This window comes from Rhodococcus sp. AG1013 (assembly GCF_003350365.1).
Taxonomy (GTDB): Bacteria; Actinomycetota; Actinomycetes; order Mycobacteriales; family Mycobacteriaceae; genus Prescottella.
This window is the reverse complement of the sequence record NZ_QQAT01000001.1, coordinates 191,836-209,952: the sequence shown is the minus strand read 5'-3', so window position 1 is coordinate 209,952 and position 18,117 is coordinate 191,836. Positions and strand designations below refer to the sequence as shown.

Sequence of the window (18,117 nt, the reverse complement as noted above, 5' to 3'; positions counted from 1 at the left end):
CGGCCGGCCCGTCGGCGTACCGGAGTTAGGTTCCCGCTGGGCGGGATGTGTGTGCCGTCGAACCTATTGCGCGTGTAAATGATCTGTGTCACACATTCATTCGTGAGAGGACGACCACATGGCTGACGCCACACCGATCCGACCGATCCAGGCTGATCAAGTCACCGAATGGGCCTACGAGGCCGATGTCGTCGTCGCCGGATTCGGTGTCGCCGGTGCCTCCGCTGCGGTCGCTGCCGCCACGGAGGGCGCCGAGGTCCTGGTGCTCGAGCGCACCGGCGGCTGGGGCGGCGCCGCGGCGATGGCCGGCGGGTTCATCTACATGGGCGGCGGAACCCCCCTGCAGAAGGCGTGCGGTTTCGAGGACACCGTCGACAACATGAAGGCGTTCATGACGGCCGCGCTCGGCCCGGGCGTCGACGAGGCCAAGATCGACGCCTACTGCGAGGGCAGCGTCGACCACTACCACTGGCTGGCGGACGAGTGTGGCGTCCCGTTCAAGATGAGCTTCTGGGGCGAGCCGGGCTGGGAGCCGCCGGGCGACGACGGCCTGCAGTACACCGGCGGCGAGAACTCCGCCCCGTTCAACGCGACCATCCCGCCGGCGCCGCGCGGCCACGTCCCGCAGATGCAGGACAAGCACGTGAGCAGCGAGAAGGGCGGCGGCTACATGCTCATGAAGCCGCTCACCGACAAGGCCGCCGAACTGGGCGTCAAGGCCGAGTACGACATGCGCGTGCAGGCCCTGATCGTCGACGCCGACGGCCGCGTCGTCGGCCTGCAGGCCAAGCAGTACGGCAAGGACGTCGCCGTCCGCGCCCGCAAGGGTGTCGTGCTCGCGACCGGCAGCTTCGCGTACAACGACGACATGCTGGCGGCGTACGCCCCGCGTCTGATCGGCCGCCCGGCCGCCTCCATCGAGGAGCACGACGGTCGCGCGATCCGCATGGCCCAGGCGCTCGGCGCCGACCTGGCGCACATGGACGCCACCGAGGTCGCGTTCTTCTGCGATCCGCAGCTGTTCATCCGCGGCATCCTGGTCAACGGCCGCGGTCAGCGCTACATCAACGAGGACACCTACCCGGGCCGCGTCGGCCAGGCCACGCTGATCGAGAACCAGAACCAGTCGTTCCTGGTCATCGACGAGGAGGCGTACGAGGAGGGCATGACCCGTCCGACGTCGAGCCCGCAGCTGCGCCACCAGCCCAAGTGGGTGGCCGAGACCGTCGAGGAACTCGAGGCCGAGATGGGTCTGCCCGCCGGCGCGCTGCAGGCCACCGTCGACGTCTACAACCGCCACGCCGCGAACGGCGAGGATCCGCTGTTCGGCAAGAAGGCCGAGTGGGTCAAGCCGATCGGTTCGCCCGTCGCGGCCATCGACCTGCGCGGCATGACCGGCGGCTTCACGCTCGGCGGCCTGCGCACCAGCGTCGACTCCGAGGTCCTGCACGTCTCCGGCGAGCCGATTCCGGGCCTGTTCGCCGCGGGTCGCTGCACCTCCGGCGTCTCGGCCGGCGGCTACGCCAGCGGCGCGTCCCTCGGTGACGGCAGCTTCTTCGGCCGTCGCGCCGGACAGAGCGCCGCGAAGGCCTGACGCTCCACCCCTCGCCGAATCGGCCCGGTCGACGCATCGCCGTCGACCGGGCCGATTCCCGTTTCCGCAGGCCGTCCGGTAGAGTGTTTCAAGTTGTCTCGGCGAGGGCGATTCGCGAAGAACTTTTTCACGCTGAATCACCGTGATCGACGCGGCTACGGCTCCGCTCGAGCAGTCTGCACTGCTCCCCGGCCGTCCGTGTCCGTCCGCCTCTCCCGCGACGACGACCGACCGCCAGCGAAATCTCACGTGAGTTGTAGGAGCCGTTCAAAATGTCTGACGCCAATCGCCTCGTAGCCTCCGCGCGTACCGAGTTCGGTAAGGGTGCCGCCCGTCGTGCTCGTCGCGATGGCCAGGTTCCCGCCGTCCTGTACGGCCACGGCACCGACCCGCAGCACCTGAACCTCCCGGCTCGTGAGTTCGCCGCCATCCTGCGCGCACACGGCACCAACGTCGTCATGACGCTCGAGGTCGACGGCAAGGAGCAGCTGGCGCTGACCAAGTCGGTCGTCGTCCACCCGATCCGCCGCTACATCGAGCACACCGACCTGCTGATCGTCCAGAAGGGCGAGAAGGTCTCGGTCGAGGTTCCCGTCGTCCTCACCGGTGTTGCTGCTCCCGGCGCGCTCGTCACCGAAGAGGCCAACACCATCAAGCTCGAGGTCGAGGCGCTGCACATCCCCGAGAACGTCGAGATCTCCATCGAGGGCGCCGAGATCGGCACCCAGTTCCTCGCCGGTGGCGTCACGCTGCCGAAGGGTGCAACCCTGGCTGACGATGCGGATCTGCTGCTCGTCAACATCGTTGCCGCTCAGGCCGCCGAGCCCACCGAGGCCGAGGCCGCTGCCGAGGCTCCGGCCGAAGAGGCCTGAGCAGCTCCACGCTGAACGTCGTGCGGCGCGCCGAACCCGATTCGGGTTCGGCGCGCCGTTGCTTTGTAGCGCTGCAGTCGTATGACGCCGCCGTCGTACGACACGGATCGTGAAAGGACACCTCGGTGAGCGACGAGAACGGCACCGCGTTGGTGGTCGGCCTGGGCAACCCCGGGCCCCAGTACGAGAAGACCCGCCACAACATCGGATTCATGGTGGCCGACCTGCTCGCCGGGCGAGTGAGCGGAAAGTTCAGCGCCCACAAGCGCAGCGGCGCCGAGATCGTCCAGACCCGGATCGCTGGGCGGCAGGTGATCCTCGCGAAGCCCCGGTCGTACATGAACCTGTCGGGCGGTGCGGTATCCGGTCTGGCCCGGTTCTTCTCCGTCGAGCCGGAGAACATCGTCGTCGTGCACGACGAACTGGACCTCGACTTCGGCACCATCCGCCTCAAGCTCGGCGGCGGCGAGGGCGGCCACAACGGGCTGCGCTCGATCTCGAACTCCCTCGGCACCAAGGACTACCTGCGCACCCGCGTCGGCATCGGCCGGCCCCCGGGACGTCAGGATCCCGCCGACTACGTGCTCAAGCCGTTCTCGAGCGTCGAACGCAAGGAACTCGACCTGGTCTGCGAGGAAGCCGCCGACGCTGCCGAACTGGTCCTCCAGCTCGGCCTGGAGGCCGCACAGAACCGGCTGCACTGAGGGCGCGCAGCCGGTCCACAATCAGAACGGCGGGGTGTCTTCATCATCGACCGCCGCTGCCGGTTCCGGCGGCAACGACGCTCTACGCCCTCGGAGGCGCGTGGGGACCCAGCTTTCGAGGAGATAGTCGAGGTCGAGTTCGGCCTTCGAGTATCGGAGCCGCACTATCGTTCGAGTGTCGGTGAGCCGATGGGCAAGTCGGTGGTCGAGCCCGTCTCGGAGACTCGGCGGCGTGGCCGACCCCGAGAACGGCCCTTGCGGATATGTCACGGTGACCCGTCCGGTGGGATCGGTCCACTCGAGGCGCCCTCGCCCGACCTGCCGGACGGTCCAGTAGCCGAGCGTCTTGAGCCGATGGTGTGTTCGACACAGGCACGCGAGGTTCGATTCGACGGTGAGTCCGCCGCGATCGGGGTTGTCGTGATCGAACGGGATCGTGTGGTCGACGTCGCAATCGCCAGCGGGCGCTGAGCAATTCGGGAAGCGGCACACGCCGTCCCGCGTCCGAATGATGTCAGCCAATTGCGAAGTCGGCCGATAGGTTGTCGCCCGCAATCGCTCTCGCGTTCTAGCTGCGACCGACTGCGGGCAGTGATCCGGGGACGGAAGGGCGGGGCCGATTCCGAGGACCGGCCCGGTGTGACAGTCGCCGGCGAGCCTGTCGCGATCGCTGGTGGAGAGCGTGAGGACCTGCTTCCAGGTGGCGTCCGCAGCGAGCTCGCGAGCAAGGTCGGCGTCTATCGCGCCGTGGCCGGCCAGGTAGCCCGGCGCATCGTCGAAACCCAGCAGGGTCGACGCGTCGACTCCCACGAGCACCTGCACCTGGACGCCGGCGCGATGGTTGGCGGTGATGTCGGCGCGGGCGGCGCAGTCCGCACGACCACAACGACATTCGAGGTGGGTGTGACCGGCGGCGAGTGCGACGAGCGCATCTGCACGGCGCTGCGCATGGGTCCGAGGGTCGAGTCCGCAGACGTCGAAGGTCATTGCCCGGAGCCGGGTTGCGACGATTCGACCACCCTCGGCGGGCAGCAGCCCGTCGAGGTGCGACATCGCGTGGTCGCCGGCGATCACGCGCACGTCGCGGTCCTCGGCAGCGCGTCGACGCCGCTCACGTGCGCCGTCGGGGTCAAGTCGCGCAATCAGACGTCGGGCGCGTTCCTTGAGTCGCGTAGTGCTCGCGTGGGCCGCACCGTCGAGCAGACAGCGCTCGATCTCCTCCAGTTTGTCGTCGGAGACGTTCGCCAACGCCTCCGACAGGGCGTGCGCTTTCGCGAGGTCGATCCGGCCGGCCTGGAACTGGGCACGAACCTGATGCAGGCGCCATCGCAGATCGCAGCCGAGCCCGATCATTCGGCGTGCGGACGTCTCGGTGAGCCCGAGGATGCCGGCCACCTCGACGTGCGCGAACTCGCCATGGTGCGCCTCGTTTCTGCCGAGACGTGCATCTTCTTCGCAGCGGGTGACGAACAGCGTTGTGAACGCATCGATCTCACAAAACTGCTCACGCGCAATGCGAACGTGCCGCTCGACGAGCACGGCGGCGACATCTGCGTCCGCCTCACTCAACACCCCCATTTCGAACATAAGTTCGATGATAGCCGTCCCCCGCGACAACCTCAGGTGTTTGCAGAAATCTCACCCGGGTGCCCCTGCAGTCGTTGTCGAGCGGCTACGACACTTGGAGGTACACAAGAACGACGCCGCATCGAGCTAGCGTTTCGCCCCGACGAGGAGGGCTCCCGCCACCCCGATCATCACGAAAGCCACTGCCGAAACCATCGCCCACTGGCCGACGAAGACGGCGCCGAACAGTATGGAGCTGATGGTTCCCACAGTGCCGATCGCGAGGAGAAGCACCCCGATCACGGATATGAGTTACGCCCTTCCGTCGACGACTGTTCCACGGACGTAGCGAACTGCCGTCGTGGGCAGCTGCGCCGAAAACCTACATGCGTCCCCTGCCGGTGCGTCCTCGCTCCGCGAGGATGCCACGCCGACTTCCTGAACCCTGTCCTGCGCCACCAGCAGGATTGTTCGCCGACCTGCGGAAGCTGCCGACATCGATTGCTGCACGAGCTATGCGGGCGGGGCCGGTGCCGGTGATGCAGGCGTCGGCACGGGAATCGTGGAAGTACTGGTTGTGCCGGCCGTCGAGGAATCTTCGTCGAGTCCGTCGCTGATGTCGCCGACGATCCCGATCAGGACGAAGCCGGCAGCGACGACGGACGCAATGACGACGCCTCGGCGAACGGGCCTTCTCTCCGGCAACTCCGGCGGCAGGGCGAAGGCCGCAGAAGAATCCCCGGCGAGAAACGCCTCGTGGCCGGCCTGCGCCCGGGCAGCGAGCGCCGCGTTCGCGGCCTTGACTCGGGCAAAGCGGTTCCGGATCAACCGCCCGATGGCGAGGTACCAGAGCCCCGCGGCCATGACCAGGAAGATCACGACCGAGCCGAAATCGAGCTGCACGAGACTGACGATCGCCAGCCACGTCGCAACACCGGCGAAGAATCCGGCTAGGACGCGAAGGTACGAGGTTACGGCGTTCATGAGCTTCCTGGTGTGGGTGGACTGGAGGGTCGCCGGAGCGACGCCGCAAGTGTGACAGGGGCCACCGACAGCTATGACCGCGTCCGAACACGAAGGTTCGGCAGCAGGTCTCAGACCGTCATGCGGCACCGCCTTCTGTCGGACGTACCGGGCATTCTGTTCGGTGTTCCCCGAACCGAAGGAGAAGCCCTTGCTTGCTGTGATCCACGCCCGCAAGAACCGCTGCCTTGACGGCGGCCTCGCCCGCGCCGTCGCCGTGTGGCAGGCGAACGACGAAACCCACACGCGTCTGTTCGTCCGCGGCGATGCGACCGACGCCTCGTACTTCGCGGCGGCGCTCGACGCGTTCTCGTTCCTCCTCGACGTCTCCACCGGCGCGGACCCCACTCTGCTCCACCTCACCGACAACACCCTCCGCAAGGAGATCGGCGACGTCCTCGACGCGTTCCCGTCCGTCAAGATCGCCGGGGTGGCCCGAGGCGCCGTCGCGGAACTCTCACGCGTTGCTCTCGACGTCCTCGATAACGATGCCGGCACGCGGATGGCCGCACACGAAGAGCTCGAGCGCCTGCGGATCGCCGCGTTGCCGGAGCTGACCGTCGCGACGGATGCCTCCAAGTCACGCCGCCGGGGAGTCGGCGTGGCCTGTGTGAGCGAAGAGGGCGATCGTCATCAGCGGATGGTCCCGAACGTCAAGTCGGTGCCGGCCGGTGAACTGCTCGCGATCGAGCTCGCGATCGACCGATTCACCGATCGCCGGCTCCGTATCCTCTCCGACAGTCGCACTGCGCTGCAGCATCTCGGGGTGCTGCAATCGGACTGGCCACTGCGCCCCGACGGTGAAGCCAAGGCCGTCGCGGATCGGATCCGAGAGTCGATGCGGGGACGGGACATCCGATTCTCCTGGGTGCGCGGGCACAGTGGACACCTCCTGAACGAGACCGCCGACCGGCTCGCCGTGGCGGTCCGACGCGCCCACGAGGCGCAGATCCCGACCGAGATTCGCCAGGCGATCGCGGAGCGCATCGTCGAACCTGTCTTCGCCGCAGCCTGATTCAGGCCATCAGAGCGCCGCTCAGGAGTCGGTCGACGGCACGCCCGTCGGCCAACTCCGGCCGGCCCTCCGGATGCTCGAGGTAGTAGCGGAGGAACCAGTACAACGGCACCGCGCCGACATCGAACTGGTCGGCCTTGATCGTGATCGTCGGCGGAGACTTCAGCACACTCGCAAACGGTCCACGGTAGTGCTTGACCGCAGTCGGCCGGTCCCCCTTCCCTACGGAGATTCTGATTGCGGAGTTCCGCTGGTATTCACGAAGACTGATCGCCTCTAGATTCTCGATACGCTTCCACTCAACCGACTGCGTCTCGCTGCCGCGGCTCACGCTCACAACTTCGGGCGTACAGACGATCCGGGGATACTTCAGTTGTCCGGTCGTGAGGAGGGCGACATAGACCAGGAACCACAATCCCATCGCTCCGACGATGCATGGAAAGTACAACTCCTGACCGGCAGTCATCGGAAAGGTGTAGGCGTGGGTGAACATTCCGATCGAAAAGGCTAGACAAGCAACGGCTCCAGCGAAGAGAGCGCTCGGGAGTGTCCAGGCCGACAGTCTGTTCCCCGAGACGATCGTCTCTCCCGAATCGAATGCGATTGATTCCCGACTAACTCCGGTCCTCATTCGGGCACTGATCACCTCGATGCCTGGCACGCACATGAGCATCAGTCCGACGAATGCGGGTAGATAGAACCAGAGGTATCCGAACCTGCTTTCGACAGCCGCTGCGACGGTCTGCCAAGCCCACAGCAGCGCAAAGAAGGCCGCTATCGCCAAACCCGTGAAGGAGAGCCAACGCATCTTCCGCGAGTACACCCAACCGGCCGGGACAGAAGATTCCGCACTGCTCCATTGAGAATCCATCAGTAGCACACAGCCTTTCCCAGCTCGGATCCCAACCATCCGAAGAGCCATGCGCCACCGACACCCCCCACGGCGGCGCCCGCCGGCCCGAAAGCTGCACCCAGGCCCGCCCCACCAGCCCAGCCACCCGCGGTCCCCGCCGCTCCCGCTATTGCCGCCTGGCACTTCGCTTCCGGCGAATCCGCGGCGTAGACGTCCCAGAGTGCAGTGCCGACGGCGAGCGCCGGCCCGCCGTATTTCGCTCCGTAGTGCAGGTTCTCCACGGTATCGGACACGACATGCGGTATCGCATTTTTGACCGCGCTGCCGGTCTGCGATTCGACAGCCGACAGGGCGCCTCCGGCGGTGGTCAGCGCCGGGTGGGTGAAGAACTCGCTGTCCGGTGGGAGTTCTTGCGGCTCCTTCCCTTCCGGATAGATCCTGGTTCGCATCTCACCATTCGTGTACTCGGTGGTCTCGATGCGGGTCTGATCCGCGTAGGTGATCGATGTGACCTTGCTTCCCGAGTCCATCTCGTAGGTCTTGGTCGTGGGCACGCGAGTGCCGTCCGGGTCGTAGTCCTCCTGGATCAGCATGGGACGTTCCTCCATGAGCCGGCGAAGGTGCTGGATTCGGTGAACACCTTCCAGCTTCCGTCCTGCATGAACGCCGTCGTCGTCTTCTCGCCGTGTGCCCCTAGCGAGGATTCGGTGCGCGCGACGGTGACGGGGGCATCGAGGTCTCGTTCCTGCTGCTGATAGTCGAGCAGCGGAATACCTGCCGTCATCGGCACGTCGGAGACAGGTTCGGCGATGAGCGCCGCGAGCGCCAGGAACGGACTCGCACTCGGATCCGACTCCACCAGCCCATACTTCGACGCGGCAGCCCGCATCGCGTCCGACAGTTCGTCGTCGGCCCGCCCCACGGCGAACATCAACGGGTTGAGGTTCGCCTGGTGGGCGTTGCGCTGCGCGATAAGTTCGGCGGCCGACTCTGCCGACATCTCGATCGGCTTCAGGGTCACCACCCAGCGATCGGACACCTCGAACGGCCCGGCCTCCAGTTCAGCCACCCGGCCGAGGAGTGAGCTCTTGGCCGCCGACAGCCCATAGAAGCCCTGTTCCATGGCAGCGGCGAGGGCTGACGCCAGATCGTGGACGTCGGCCGCCTTTCGCTTCGCCCGCCCGAACGCGTCGGCCGCGGCGACCTGCGCGACACCGTCCCACGCCCGCATCTCAGGGAGGTCGTTGCACCGCGCGTCGACGGAGACCGCGGCGTCCTCGACGCGAGTGCCGCGCTCGCGGAGGACCTGCGCTCCGGAAGCGAGTGCGTCGAGTGTCCACGACGACAGGCGCGTTCGTGACGGAATCATGACGCGGGCAGCACCTTCCTGACCGATACCGCGAAGTCCTCGTCGGACACCTCGTAGGAATCGGCATTGCCGGAGGCGGTCGACGCGAGGCCGGCGTAGCCGTCGGCGAGCGCGCGGGCCGATGCGGAGACGAAATCGCTCACCGCCCGTGCCTCCCGACGTCGACCCCGGCATTCCGGCGGTCCCGGAGACGATCGGTTCACGCAGATCCGTGCGCGCGATCGCGTCCGCCGTCTCCGATGTCTCCCGCGCGAAGGCACGCAGAACCGCCTGGTCTACGAGCATCGAACAGTTCCCCCTGCGCCGAATCCCCCACCGGCCGGCCCCCTGCCGATCGGTCCGGACAGGATTGCACAGCACCCGCTGCGGGGCAAAACCTTCCGTCAGAGCAGGCTGATCGAACTCGACCGTCGAAGCTTGCCCGACGAGGTCTTCGGGATCGACCCGGGCCCGAGGACCGCGACGTTGCGCGGGCGGACGCCGACCTCGGAGACCACGGCGTGCGCGACCTCCCGCTCGATCCGCTTCACCTCATCCTCGTCGTCGATTGCGTTGGTCTCCACAGCAACTGCGAAGCTCTCCCGCTTGTCGCCGGCATCGAGGCGGATCGCGACTGCGTTGCCGGGGCGCACCCCCGCGACCGATCCGGCGGCGCGCTCGATGTCGGTGGGATAGATGTTGCGGCCGCCCATGATGATGACGTCCTTGACGCGTCCGCACACCACGACCAGCCCGTCCTCGGTGAAGTAGCCGATGTCGCCGGTGTTGATCCAGCCGTCGTCGTCCTGCGTCGGCACCGGCCCGTCGACGGTGAGATAGCCGGGCGTGACGGACTTTCCACGCAGTTCGATCACGCCGACGGCGCGGCGCGGCAACTCCAACCCGTCCCGCGCGACCACCCGCCCCTCGAGTCCCGGCACCAGCGGCCCCAGCGTCGGGAGGGGTCGAGCGTTACTTCGGTTGGAGCGCACCGCCATTCCGCCGGCCTCCAAGAGGTCCGGGTCGACGTGGTCGAGCACCATGCCCTGCCCGGGTTCGGGCACCGACACCGCGAGGGTCACCTCGGCCATCCCGTACGTCGGGGCGAGCGCCATCGGATCCAGGCCGAATCGGGCGCCGGCCTCGGCGAGCGCGATCATCGTGTCGGGATCGACCGGCTCGGCTCCGTTGAGCAGGCACCGCATGGTCGACAGGTCGTACTCGCCCTCGGGCGCCTGCGCCAACCGGCGGGCGAGCAGAGAGTACGCGAAATTCGGTGCCGCGGTGAGGGTTCCACGATACTTCCCCATCAGTTCCGCCCACAGCAGCGGCGCATTCAGGAAGTCGATCGGGGTGATGTGGACCGTGGTGGCGCCGATCTGCATCGGCACGGCGAGGAAGGCGATCATGCCCATGTCGTGGAACAGGGGCAGCCAGCTGATCATGACGTCGCGGTCGGGGTTGAACTTGACGCGGTCGATCATCGCGTAGGCGTTGGCGTAGAAGTTGCCGTGCGTGAGCTGCACGGCCTTCGGCGAACCGGTGGCCCCGGAGGTCAACTGCTGCAACGCAATGTCGGTCTCGGACGTGTCGACCGGGTCGATCTCACCGCCCGCACGCATCTCGTCGATGGTCACGACCCTGATCCCGCGCTCGATCAGCAACGGGACCGCCGCCTCGAAGGGCGACCCGATGATCACCGCGGTCGCCGCGATCATCCTGATGATCATCTCGGTGTCCTGCACCCACACCTGCAGGTCGGTACGCGGCGTGGGCTGGTGGAGCATCGTCACCGACGCGCCCCGCATCCACGTCGCCTGACAGGCCGGGGCGATATCGACGGGCATGCCGGCCAGAACGCCGATCGCGTCGCCGTGCTCGATCCCGGCGTCGGCGAGCGCACCGGCCATGCGGCGCGCAATCGCGTGGACCTCGCCCCACTCCTGGCGCAGCGGCGCGTCGGGTTCGCCGGTGATCAGGGCCTGCGAACTCGCCGCGGCCGTGGAATACATCTCGTCGGTGAACTTGCTCATCGCAAACTCCTGCCGGTCCCTGTCGGGACACTACGACTGTCTCCCCCGGTTCCCGACACGTATATCCACAAGCGGTGCCGACCTGTTACCCGTCGGCGGTGCTGACCTCGGACCCAGTCGGCGGTGCCGACCTCGGACCCAGTCGGCGGTGCCGACCTCGGACCCCAGCACAGCGCCCGCGTACCCTGGTATCGGTTTCTCACCACCGCTTCATCGCCCGGACTCCGACCACGAACCTGAGAGGCTCACCCGTTGACTAGCGCGCCCGACTCGGCCGAGCTCACCACCGCCGAGACGGCGTCCACTACGGGTGCCGTTCCCAAGTCCCTGAAGGCCGAGGCCACCCGGCGGCGCACGTTCGCCGTCATCTCTCATCCCGACGCCGGTAAGTCGACTCTGACCGAGGCTCTCGCGCTGCACGCGAAGATGATCTCCGAGGCCGGCGCCGTGCACGGCAAGGCCGGCCGTAAGTCGACCGTCTCCGACTGGATGGAGATGGAGAAGGCTCGCGGCATCTCGGTGTCGTCGACGGCGCTGCAGTTCAACTACCACTCCGACGAGACCCCTGACGACCAGATCAACGTCATCAACCTCGTCGATACCCCCGGTCACTCCGACTTCTCGGAGGACACCTACCGCGTGCTCACCGCTGTCGACGCGGCCGTGATGCTCATCGACGCCGCCAAGGGCCTCGAGCCGCAGACCCTGAAGCTGTTCCAGGTCTGTCGCCACCGCGGCATCCCGGTCATCACCGTGATCAACAAGTGGGACCGCCCGGGCCGCACGCCGCTGGAACTGCTCGACGAGATCAACGACCGTATCGGCCTCGTCCCCACCCCGCTGTACTGGCCGGTCGGCATCGCGGGCGACTTCCGCGGTCTGCTGCGCCGCGGCCTGGGAGACGCTGCGGGCGAGCCCGTCGAATACATCCGCTTCACCCGCACCGCCGGTGGCGCGAAGATCGCTCCCGAGGAGATCCTCGACGCCGACGCGGCCGCGGCTCGCGAGAGCGACGAATGGGTGACCGCGGCCGAGGAGAGCGAACTGCTCTCGGCGAGCGGCCAGGATCACGACCAGGAGCTGTTCCTCGCGGGCCAGACCTCGCCGGTGATCTTCGCGTCGGCGATGCTGAACTTCGGCGTCCGTCAGATCCTCGACACTCTCGTCGCGCTCGCGCCGCCGCCGGGTGCGCGCAAGGACATCGCCGACAAGCCGCGCGAAGTCACCGACCCGTTCAGCGCCGTCGTGTTCAAGGTGCAGGCCGGCATGGACACCGCGCACCGCGACCGCCTCGCGTTCATGCGCGTGGTGTCCGGTGTGTTCGAGCGCGGCATGGTCGTCACGCACGCGCAGACCGGCAAGCCGTTCGCGACCAAGTACGCGCTGACGGTCTTCGGGCGCGACCGCACCACTGTCGAGAACGCCTACCCCGGCGACATCGTCGGCCTCGTCAACGCCAACGCGCTGGCGCCGGGCCACACGCTGTTCACCGACAAGAAGGTGGAGTTCCCGCCGATCCCGTCGTTCGCGCCCGAGCACTTCTCGGTGCTGCGCGCCGAGAGCGCCAGCAAGTACAAGCAGTTCCGCCGCGCCGTCGACCAGCTCGAATCCGAGGGCGTCGTGCAGATCCTGCGAAACGACATCCGCGGCGACGCGTCGCCCGTCATGGCGGCCGTCGGCCCCATGCAGTTCGAGGTGGTCGCGGCCCGGATGAAGGCCGAGTTCAACGTCGAGGCACGGATGGAGCCGCTCGGCTACGCGCTGTGCCGCCGCACCGACGCCGAGTCCGCCGTCGAGCTGGGCCGCCAGCGCGGCGTGGAGGTCTTCACCCGCACCGACGGCGTGTTGCTCGCGCTGTTCAGCGACAAGTGGCGCCTGCAGTACATCCAGAAGGAGATGCCGGAGCTCACGCTCGAGCCGCTCGTGGCCGCAGGCGACTAGTGAGCGTTCTGCAGACGCTGTTCGACGCCGAACTGCACATCGGCGGCGCCACGATCCTGTGGCGCGAGATCATCGGGAACGGTTTCGGCATCGCGTCCGCGATCGGCGGCATGAAGCGCGTCGTGTGGGCGTGGCCGGTGGGCATCATCGGCAACGCCCTGCTGTTCACGGTGTTCATGGGTGCGCTGTTCCACACCCCACAGGACCTCAACCTGTACGGGCAGGCCGGGCGGCAACTGCTGTTCATCATGGTCAGCGCGTACGGCTGGACGCGGTGGGCGGCGTCGCGGCACGACTCCGGCAAGGCGGTGCTCCCGCACTGGGCGTCGACGCGACAACGGGTCGCGATGATCGCCACGATGGCGGTGGGCACCGTCGTGTTCGCGAAGGTCTTCGAGATGCTGGGCTCGTGGGGCCCGTGGCCCGACGCGTGGATCTTCACCGGTTCCATCCTCGCGACGTTCGGCATGGCCCGAGGGTGGACGGAGTTCTGGCTGATCTGGATCGGCGTCGACGTGGTGGGCGTTCCGCTGCTCTTCAGCGGCGGCTACTACCCGTCGGCGATCCTGTATCTCGTGTACGCGGGGTTTGTGCTGTGGGGTTTCGCGGTGTGGCTGCGGATCCAGCGGCGGACCGTCGCCCAGCCGGAAACCACCGACGCCGCGCCGCGTCAGGAATGAACCACCGACCGGTCCCGTTGCAGCGGGTATGACACAGGACACAGCAGAGCCCTTGCACTTCGGCGCGTTCGGCGTCTGGCGTCACGCCTTCGGTCTGCCACCCGAGGTGGGCGCGGAAATCGAGCGCCTCGGATACGGCGCTATCTGGGCGGGCGGGTCTCCCCCGGCGGATCTGCAGGTGATCGAGGACCTCGTGGCGGGCACCGAGAAGATCACGGTCGCGACGGGCATCGTGAACATCTTCGCCGCACCCGCCGACGAGGTGGCGAAGTCGTACCACCGCATCGAATCTCGCCATCCCGGACGGTTCGTGCTCGGGATCGGCGTCGGCCACCCGGAGGTGCCCGGCATGGGTGCCGAGCGGCCCTACGAGGCCCTGGTCCGTTACCTCGACGTCCTGGACGACGCCGGCGTCCCGGTGCAGCGGCGCGTGCTCGCCGCCCTCGGTCCGAAGGTCCTGAAGCTGGCCGCGGACCGCTCCGCCGGGGCGCACCCGTACCTGACGACACCGCAGCACACCCGCGAGGCCCGCGAGGTGCTGGGCCCGGACGCGCTGCTGGCACCGGAACAGAAGGTGGTGTTGGGTACCGACTCGGACGCCGCCCGGGCGACCGGCCGCGAGGCCGTCGAGAACCCGTACCTGCACCTGCGCAACTACCGCCGCAACCTCGAACGTCTCGGCTTCCCGACCGCCGAACTCGACAACGGCGGCAGCGACCGCGTCATCGACGCCCTCGTCGCGCACGGCGACGCCGCCACCATCGCGCCCCGGCTCACCGAGCATCTCGATGCAGGCGCCGATCACGTAGCGATCCAGGTACTGCCGATGGCCGGAGATCCGCTTCCTGCGCTGCGGGAGCTGGCCGCGGCGCTCGGGATCGCGCGCCCGTGATTCTCTAATCAACCCCTAAGACTTCGCTAACAGGAGCCGAGTTTTGCGCCCATAACTTGGCTGGTGTCGGGGCCACCGGGGCTCCGACACCGAGCGAGGAGTCCGACCATGACCAAGTCCCTCATCCGCAACGTCACACGCCGCAAGATCGCCGTCGCCGCCGCGAGCATCGCCGCGGCCGGTGCCCTCGCGGTCCCCGGCGTCGCCTGGGCGCAGAACTCCCTTCCCTCCGGCGAGCCGGTGGCCGTCACCTCCCCGACCGACTCCGCCCCCGCCGCGGAACTCACCGAAGCGTGCTCGACCGAGAACCTGTCGGAGGAGGAGATCCAGAAGCTGATCGCGGACAGCGCCGAGAACGGTCCGGTGGTCACCGAGGCCGGCGCGTCCACGGAAAGCACTGCCGCTGCCGAGCTCAGCGAAGCCGCGTACATCGAGGCCGACGCCGCACCCGCCGTCACGGCGACGACCGACAGCGCCGACACGGCGATGATCACAGCGCGCGCCTGCTGAGTAACCTGAGGGACCGGGCACTATGGATCCAGTGACCGATAGCGCCCGTATCCTGCTCGTCGACGACGACCCCAAGGTCCTGTCATCCCTCACACGGGGGCTCCGCCTGTCCGGTTTCGACCTCGAGACCGCGCCGGACGGGGCCTCCGCGCTGCGGGCCGTGAGCTCGTCGAACCCGGACGCGATCGTCCTCGACGTCAACATGCCGGGCCTGGACGGCGTCAGCGTCGTCACCGCTCTGCGCGCGATGGGCAACGACGTCCCGATCTGCGTCCTCAGCGCCCGCAGCACGGTCGGCGATCGGATCGCGGGACTCGAGGCCGGCGCCGACGACTATCTCACCAAGCCGTTCGAGCTGGGTGAGTTGGTCGCCCGACTGCGCGCACTGCTGCGCAGGGCACCCCGCAAGGACGTCCCGGCAGGTGTGGTCACCGTCGGCGAGCTCGAGATGGATCTGCCCGGCCGACGTGTCCGCGCGAGGGGTGAGCGCGTCGAGCTGACCAAACGCGAGTTCGACCTGCTCGCCGTCCTCGCGGAGAACGCGGGGATCGTCCTCAGCCGGGTTCAGCTGCTGCGACTGGTGTGGGGCTACGACTTCGACGCGGACACCAACGTCGTCGACGTCTTCGTGACGTACCTGCGAAAGAAGCTGGAGGCGAACGGGATGCCCCGCGTGCTGCACACCGTGCGAGGAGTCGGATTCGTGTTACGGGATCAGCCGTGAGCCCGCGCCGACGCTCACTGTCCCTGCGGGCCCGCGTCGCCCTCGTCGCGGCGCTCGCCGCCACCATCGTGATCGCCGCGATCGGATTCGCCTTCGCGGTGTTCCTGCGCGTCAACAGTTCCGAACAACTCGATCGCACCCTGGACTCGGTGTCGCTGACTGTGCCGTCCGAGTCGGCGGTCTCGGGATTCGGCGCCGCACCCACTTCACCCCTCGCCGAGCGCGACCCGGTGGTCGTCGCGACCCCCGCCGCGGAAGTCACCGACTCTGTCCGCGCGACCACGATCGACGGTGCTGCCGTCCGCGCCAAGGACGTCCCGATCACCGGCGCGGCCGGCACGTTGGTCGCCGTCTCGGTTCCCGAGGACGCGCTGAGCCGCGCGATCCGCGATCAGCAGTGGCAGGTGGCCGGCGCCGCCATCGTCGCCATCGCGGCCGCGGCCGGGCTCGGCTGGCTGCTGGCCGGGCGGGCGGTACGCCCCTTGCAGCGGCTCGCCGCGGCCACCCACACCGTCGGCGACGAACTGCCCGCCGCCCTCCCCGACATCCGCGGGGCACGCGAGGCGGAGGAGCTCGCCGACGCCATCGGACACATGTTGACCCGAATCGGCAAGGCGCAGAGCCGGACACAGTCAGCACTCGGGTCGGCACGCGACTTCGCGGCCGTCTCCGCCCACGAACTGCGCACCCCGCTCACCTCGATGCGCACCGACCTCGAGGTGCTCGCCACGATGCCCCTGTCCGACGAGCAGCGCGCCGAGATCATCCGCGACGTGCTGGCCACCGAACGACAGATCGAGAACACCCTGTCGGACCTCGAGAGCCTGGCCGTCGGTGAGCTGTCCGACGCCGACGATCACGAGGATCTCGACCTGGTGGAACTGGCGGACCGATGCGTGCAGGAGTCGGCCCGGCGCCTGCCCGACGTGGCCGTCGAACTCTCCACCCCACCGTCCCTGCCGATGCGCGGGCTACCGTCGGGGCTTCGCCTGGTACTCGAGAACGCGGTCACCAACGCCGTCCGGCACGGGCGCGCCGACCGGGTCCGGATCACCGTCGCCGACAACGGCGACCGTGGTGTCACGATCGCGGTCGACGACAACGGGATCGGTGTGCCCGAGCACGAACGCGCGACGCTGTTCGAGCGCTTCGCACGGGGATCGTCCGCGCACCCGGAGGGATCCGGGCTCGGTCTCGCACTGATCGCGCAGCAGGCGTCACTGCACGGGGGCACCGCCGCGCTGACCGAGAGTCCGCTCGGCGGTGCACGCCTGCAACTCGACCTGCCCGTGACCGTCTGACCGCGGCTACTCCGCCGGTTCGGCGGTGACCTCGGTGAACAGCGCCTCGATCGCCTCGGCATCGATGTCGTCGACCGACGGCGGATTCCACGACGGATTGCGGTCCTTGTCGACCAGAACGGCCCGCACACCTTCGATGAAGTCCGCGTTGCGGGTGACCTCGGCGCCGAGTGCCAGTTCGAGATCCAGGCACTGCTCGAGGGTCAGGTCCGCGCCCCGGCGCACCAACTCGGCTGTGATCCACAGGCTGCTGGGGGCAACCGTGGCCAGCGCCTCGCGGGTGGCCTTGGTCCACTCTTCGTCGCCGGTCAGCCGCGCCACCATGTCGGCGACACTGCCCGACCCGAAGACCCGGTCGATCTCGTCGAGCTGATCCGCCATCTCCGATGCCGGCGCCTCGGTGGCGTGACGCTCGATCGTGGCGACGACATCTCCGCCGCTGCGAATCTCTCGAATCTCGTCGGCGAGCGCGTCGAGCTTGTCGCTGGGCACGAAGTGGGTAGCCAGACCGGCGACGACGGCGTCCGCGCCCGACGCCCGGGCACCGGTGAGGCCCAGGTACATTCCCGTCGCGCCGGTGAGCCGGGGCAGGAAGTAGCTGGCACCGACGTCGGGGAAGAAGCCGATTGCGGTCTCGGGCATCGCGAGGCCGGCCTTCTCGGTCACCACACGAATCGATCCGTGCACCGAGATGCCGAGCCCACCACCCATCGCGTGTCCGTCGATCAGCGCGACATACGGCTTGGGGTAGTTCGCGATGAGCGCATTGAGCTGGTACTCGGTGGAGAAGAACTTGTGGACGGCGTTGTGGTCACGGTCCAGTGCAGACTGCCGCACCGACTTGATGTCGCCGCCTGCGCAGAACGCGCGCTCGGACGAACTGGTCACCAGCACCACGGCGATCGCGTCGTCGTCGCGCCACTGCACCAGTGCCGCGTGTATGTCTCGGATCATGCTCGCGTCCAGGGCGTTGAGCGCCCTGGGCCGATCGAGCACGATCTCTGCGACGTTCCCGTGTACCCGGGTCTGGATGAACGACGTCACCGGACCTCCTTATGTTC

General features: G+C 68.0%; 18 protein-coding genes. 10 read left to right on the top strand and 8 right to left on the bottom strand.

From position 1 onward, the window contains the following. Nucleotides 1-118 precede the first annotated feature (118 nt). From DEU38_RS01045 to pth, 3 genes are all read left to right on the top strand, one after another. Nucleotides 119-1,594, top strand: a complete 1,476-nt coding sequence (locus tag DEU38_RS01045; protein WP_114718272.1) for an FAD-dependent oxidoreductase — start codon at nucleotides 119-121, stop codon at nucleotides 1,592-1,594. A 272-nt stretch (nucleotides 1,595-1,866) separates the two neighbouring features. Further along, nucleotides 1,867-2,466 (top strand): 50S ribosomal protein L25/general stress protein Ctc, encoded by a 600-nt coding sequence (locus DEU38_RS01040; RefSeq protein ID WP_114718271.1) that lies wholly within the window; start codon nucleotides 1,867-1,869, stop codon nucleotides 2,464-2,466. A 125-nt stretch (nucleotides 2,467-2,591) separates the two neighbouring features. After that, nucleotides 2,592-3,170, top strand: a complete 579-nt coding sequence (pth, locus tag DEU38_RS01035) for an aminoacyl-tRNA hydrolase (protein ID WP_114718270.1) — start codon at nucleotides 2,592-2,594, stop codon at nucleotides 3,168-3,170. 21 nt (nucleotides 3,171-3,191) lie between these two features. On the opposite strand, the gene DEU38_RS01030 is transcribed toward pth, so the two are convergent. Continuing rightward, on the bottom strand, nucleotides 3,192-4,757 hold the full coding sequence (locus tag DEU38_RS01030) for an HNH endonuclease signature motif containing protein (RefSeq protein WP_114718269.1): 1,566 nt from the start codon (nucleotides 4,755-4,757) through the stop codon (nucleotides 3,192-3,194). A gap of 492 nt (nucleotides 4,758-5,249) precedes the next feature. Next, complete coding sequence (locus tag DEU38_RS01025; protein ID WP_114718268.1) at nucleotides 5,250-5,720, bottom strand: hypothetical protein; 471 nt, start codon at nucleotides 5,718-5,720, stop codon at nucleotides 5,250-5,252. Nucleotides 5,721-5,919: 199 nt separating this feature from the next. Here DEU38_RS01025 and DEU38_RS01020 point away from each other — a divergent pair, with 199 nt between their 5' ends. Beyond that, nucleotides 5,920-6,774, top strand: a complete 855-nt coding sequence (locus tag DEU38_RS01020) for an RNase H family protein (RefSeq protein WP_114718267.1) — start codon at nucleotides 5,920-5,922, stop codon at nucleotides 6,772-6,774. A 1-nt stretch (nucleotide 6,775) separates the two neighbouring features. On the opposite strand, the gene DEU38_RS01015 is transcribed toward DEU38_RS01020, so the two are convergent. The 5 genes from DEU38_RS01015 to DEU38_RS01000 form a co-directional block, all read right to left on the bottom strand. Then, nucleotides 6,776-7,582 carry a hypothetical protein gene (locus DEU38_RS01015; protein WP_147283436.1) on the bottom strand — a complete coding sequence of 269 codons (807 nt, stop codon included), beginning with the start codon at nucleotides 7,580-7,582 and terminating at the stop codon, nucleotides 6,776-6,778. Between the two features lie 62 nt (nucleotides 7,583-7,644). Beyond that, the gene (locus DEU38_RS01010) at nucleotides 7,645-8,220 is read right to left on the bottom strand and encodes a hypothetical protein (protein ID WP_147283435.1); all 576 of its coding nucleotides are present in this window, start codon (nucleotides 8,218-8,220) and stop codon (nucleotides 7,645-7,647) included. Next, nucleotides 8,214-8,996 (bottom strand): hypothetical protein, encoded by a 783-nt coding sequence (locus tag DEU38_RS01005; protein ID WP_114718264.1) that lies wholly within the window; start codon nucleotides 8,994-8,996, stop codon nucleotides 8,214-8,216. The genes DEU38_RS01010 and DEU38_RS01005 overlap by 7 nt, the downstream gene beginning before the upstream one ends. After that, entirely contained in the window at nucleotides 8,993-9,139 is a 147-nt protein-coding gene (locus DEU38_RS28230; RefSeq protein ID WP_181818641.1) for a hypothetical protein, read from the bottom strand. The genes DEU38_RS01005 and DEU38_RS28230 overlap by 4 nt, the downstream gene beginning before the upstream one ends. A gap of 240 nt (nucleotides 9,140-9,379) precedes the next feature. Continuing rightward, nucleotides 9,380-11,008, bottom strand: a complete 1,629-nt coding sequence (locus DEU38_RS01000; RefSeq protein WP_114718263.1) for a fatty acyl-AMP ligase — start codon at nucleotides 11,006-11,008, stop codon at nucleotides 9,380-9,382. A 252-nt stretch (nucleotides 11,009-11,260) separates the two neighbouring features. On the opposite strand from DEU38_RS01000, the gene DEU38_RS00995 reads away from it, so the two are divergent. The 6 genes from DEU38_RS00995 (at nucleotide 11,261) to DEU38_RS00970 (ending at nucleotide 17,056) form a co-directional block, all read left to right on the top strand. Then, nucleotides 11,261-12,949 (top strand): peptide chain release factor 3, encoded by a 1,689-nt coding sequence (locus tag DEU38_RS00995; protein WP_114718262.1) that lies wholly within the window; start codon nucleotides 11,261-11,263, stop codon nucleotides 12,947-12,949. Continuing rightward, nucleotides 12,949-13,629, top strand: a complete 681-nt coding sequence (pnuC, locus tag DEU38_RS00990) for a nicotinamide riboside transporter PnuC (RefSeq protein ID WP_114718261.1) — start codon at nucleotides 12,949-12,951, stop codon at nucleotides 13,627-13,629. The genes DEU38_RS00995 and pnuC overlap by 1 nt, the downstream gene beginning before the upstream one ends. A gap of 28 nt (nucleotides 13,630-13,657) precedes the next feature. After that, nucleotides 13,658-14,521, top strand: a complete 864-nt coding sequence (locus DEU38_RS00985; RefSeq protein ID WP_114718260.1) for an LLM class F420-dependent oxidoreductase — start codon at nucleotides 13,658-13,660, stop codon at nucleotides 14,519-14,521. A gap of 108 nt (nucleotides 14,522-14,629) precedes the next feature. Continuing rightward, the gene (locus DEU38_RS00980; RefSeq protein ID WP_114718259.1) at nucleotides 14,630-15,031 is read left to right on the top strand and encodes a hypothetical protein; all 402 of its coding nucleotides are present in this window, start codon (nucleotides 14,630-14,632) and stop codon (nucleotides 15,029-15,031) included. 22 nt (nucleotides 15,032-15,053) lie between these two features. Continuing rightward, nucleotides 15,054-15,755 carry a response regulator transcription factor gene (locus DEU38_RS00975; protein ID WP_114718258.1) on the top strand — a complete coding sequence of 234 codons (702 nt, stop codon included), beginning with the start codon at nucleotides 15,054-15,056 and terminating at the stop codon, nucleotides 15,753-15,755. Further along, entirely contained in the window at nucleotides 15,752-17,056 is a 1,305-nt protein-coding gene (locus DEU38_RS00970; RefSeq protein WP_114718257.1) for a HAMP domain-containing sensor histidine kinase, read from the top strand. Before DEU38_RS00975 ends, DEU38_RS00970 begins: the two co-directional genes overlap by 4 nt. 6 nt (nucleotides 17,057-17,062) lie before the next feature. Here the strand turns inward: DEU38_RS00970 and DEU38_RS00965 are convergent, their stop codons facing one another. Continuing rightward, nucleotides 17,063-18,100 carry an enoyl-CoA hydratase/isomerase family protein gene (locus DEU38_RS00965; protein ID WP_114718256.1) on the bottom strand — a complete coding sequence of 346 codons (1,038 nt, stop codon included), beginning with the start codon at nucleotides 18,098-18,100 and terminating at the stop codon, nucleotides 17,063-17,065. Nucleotides 18,101-18,117 lie beyond the last annotated feature (17 nt).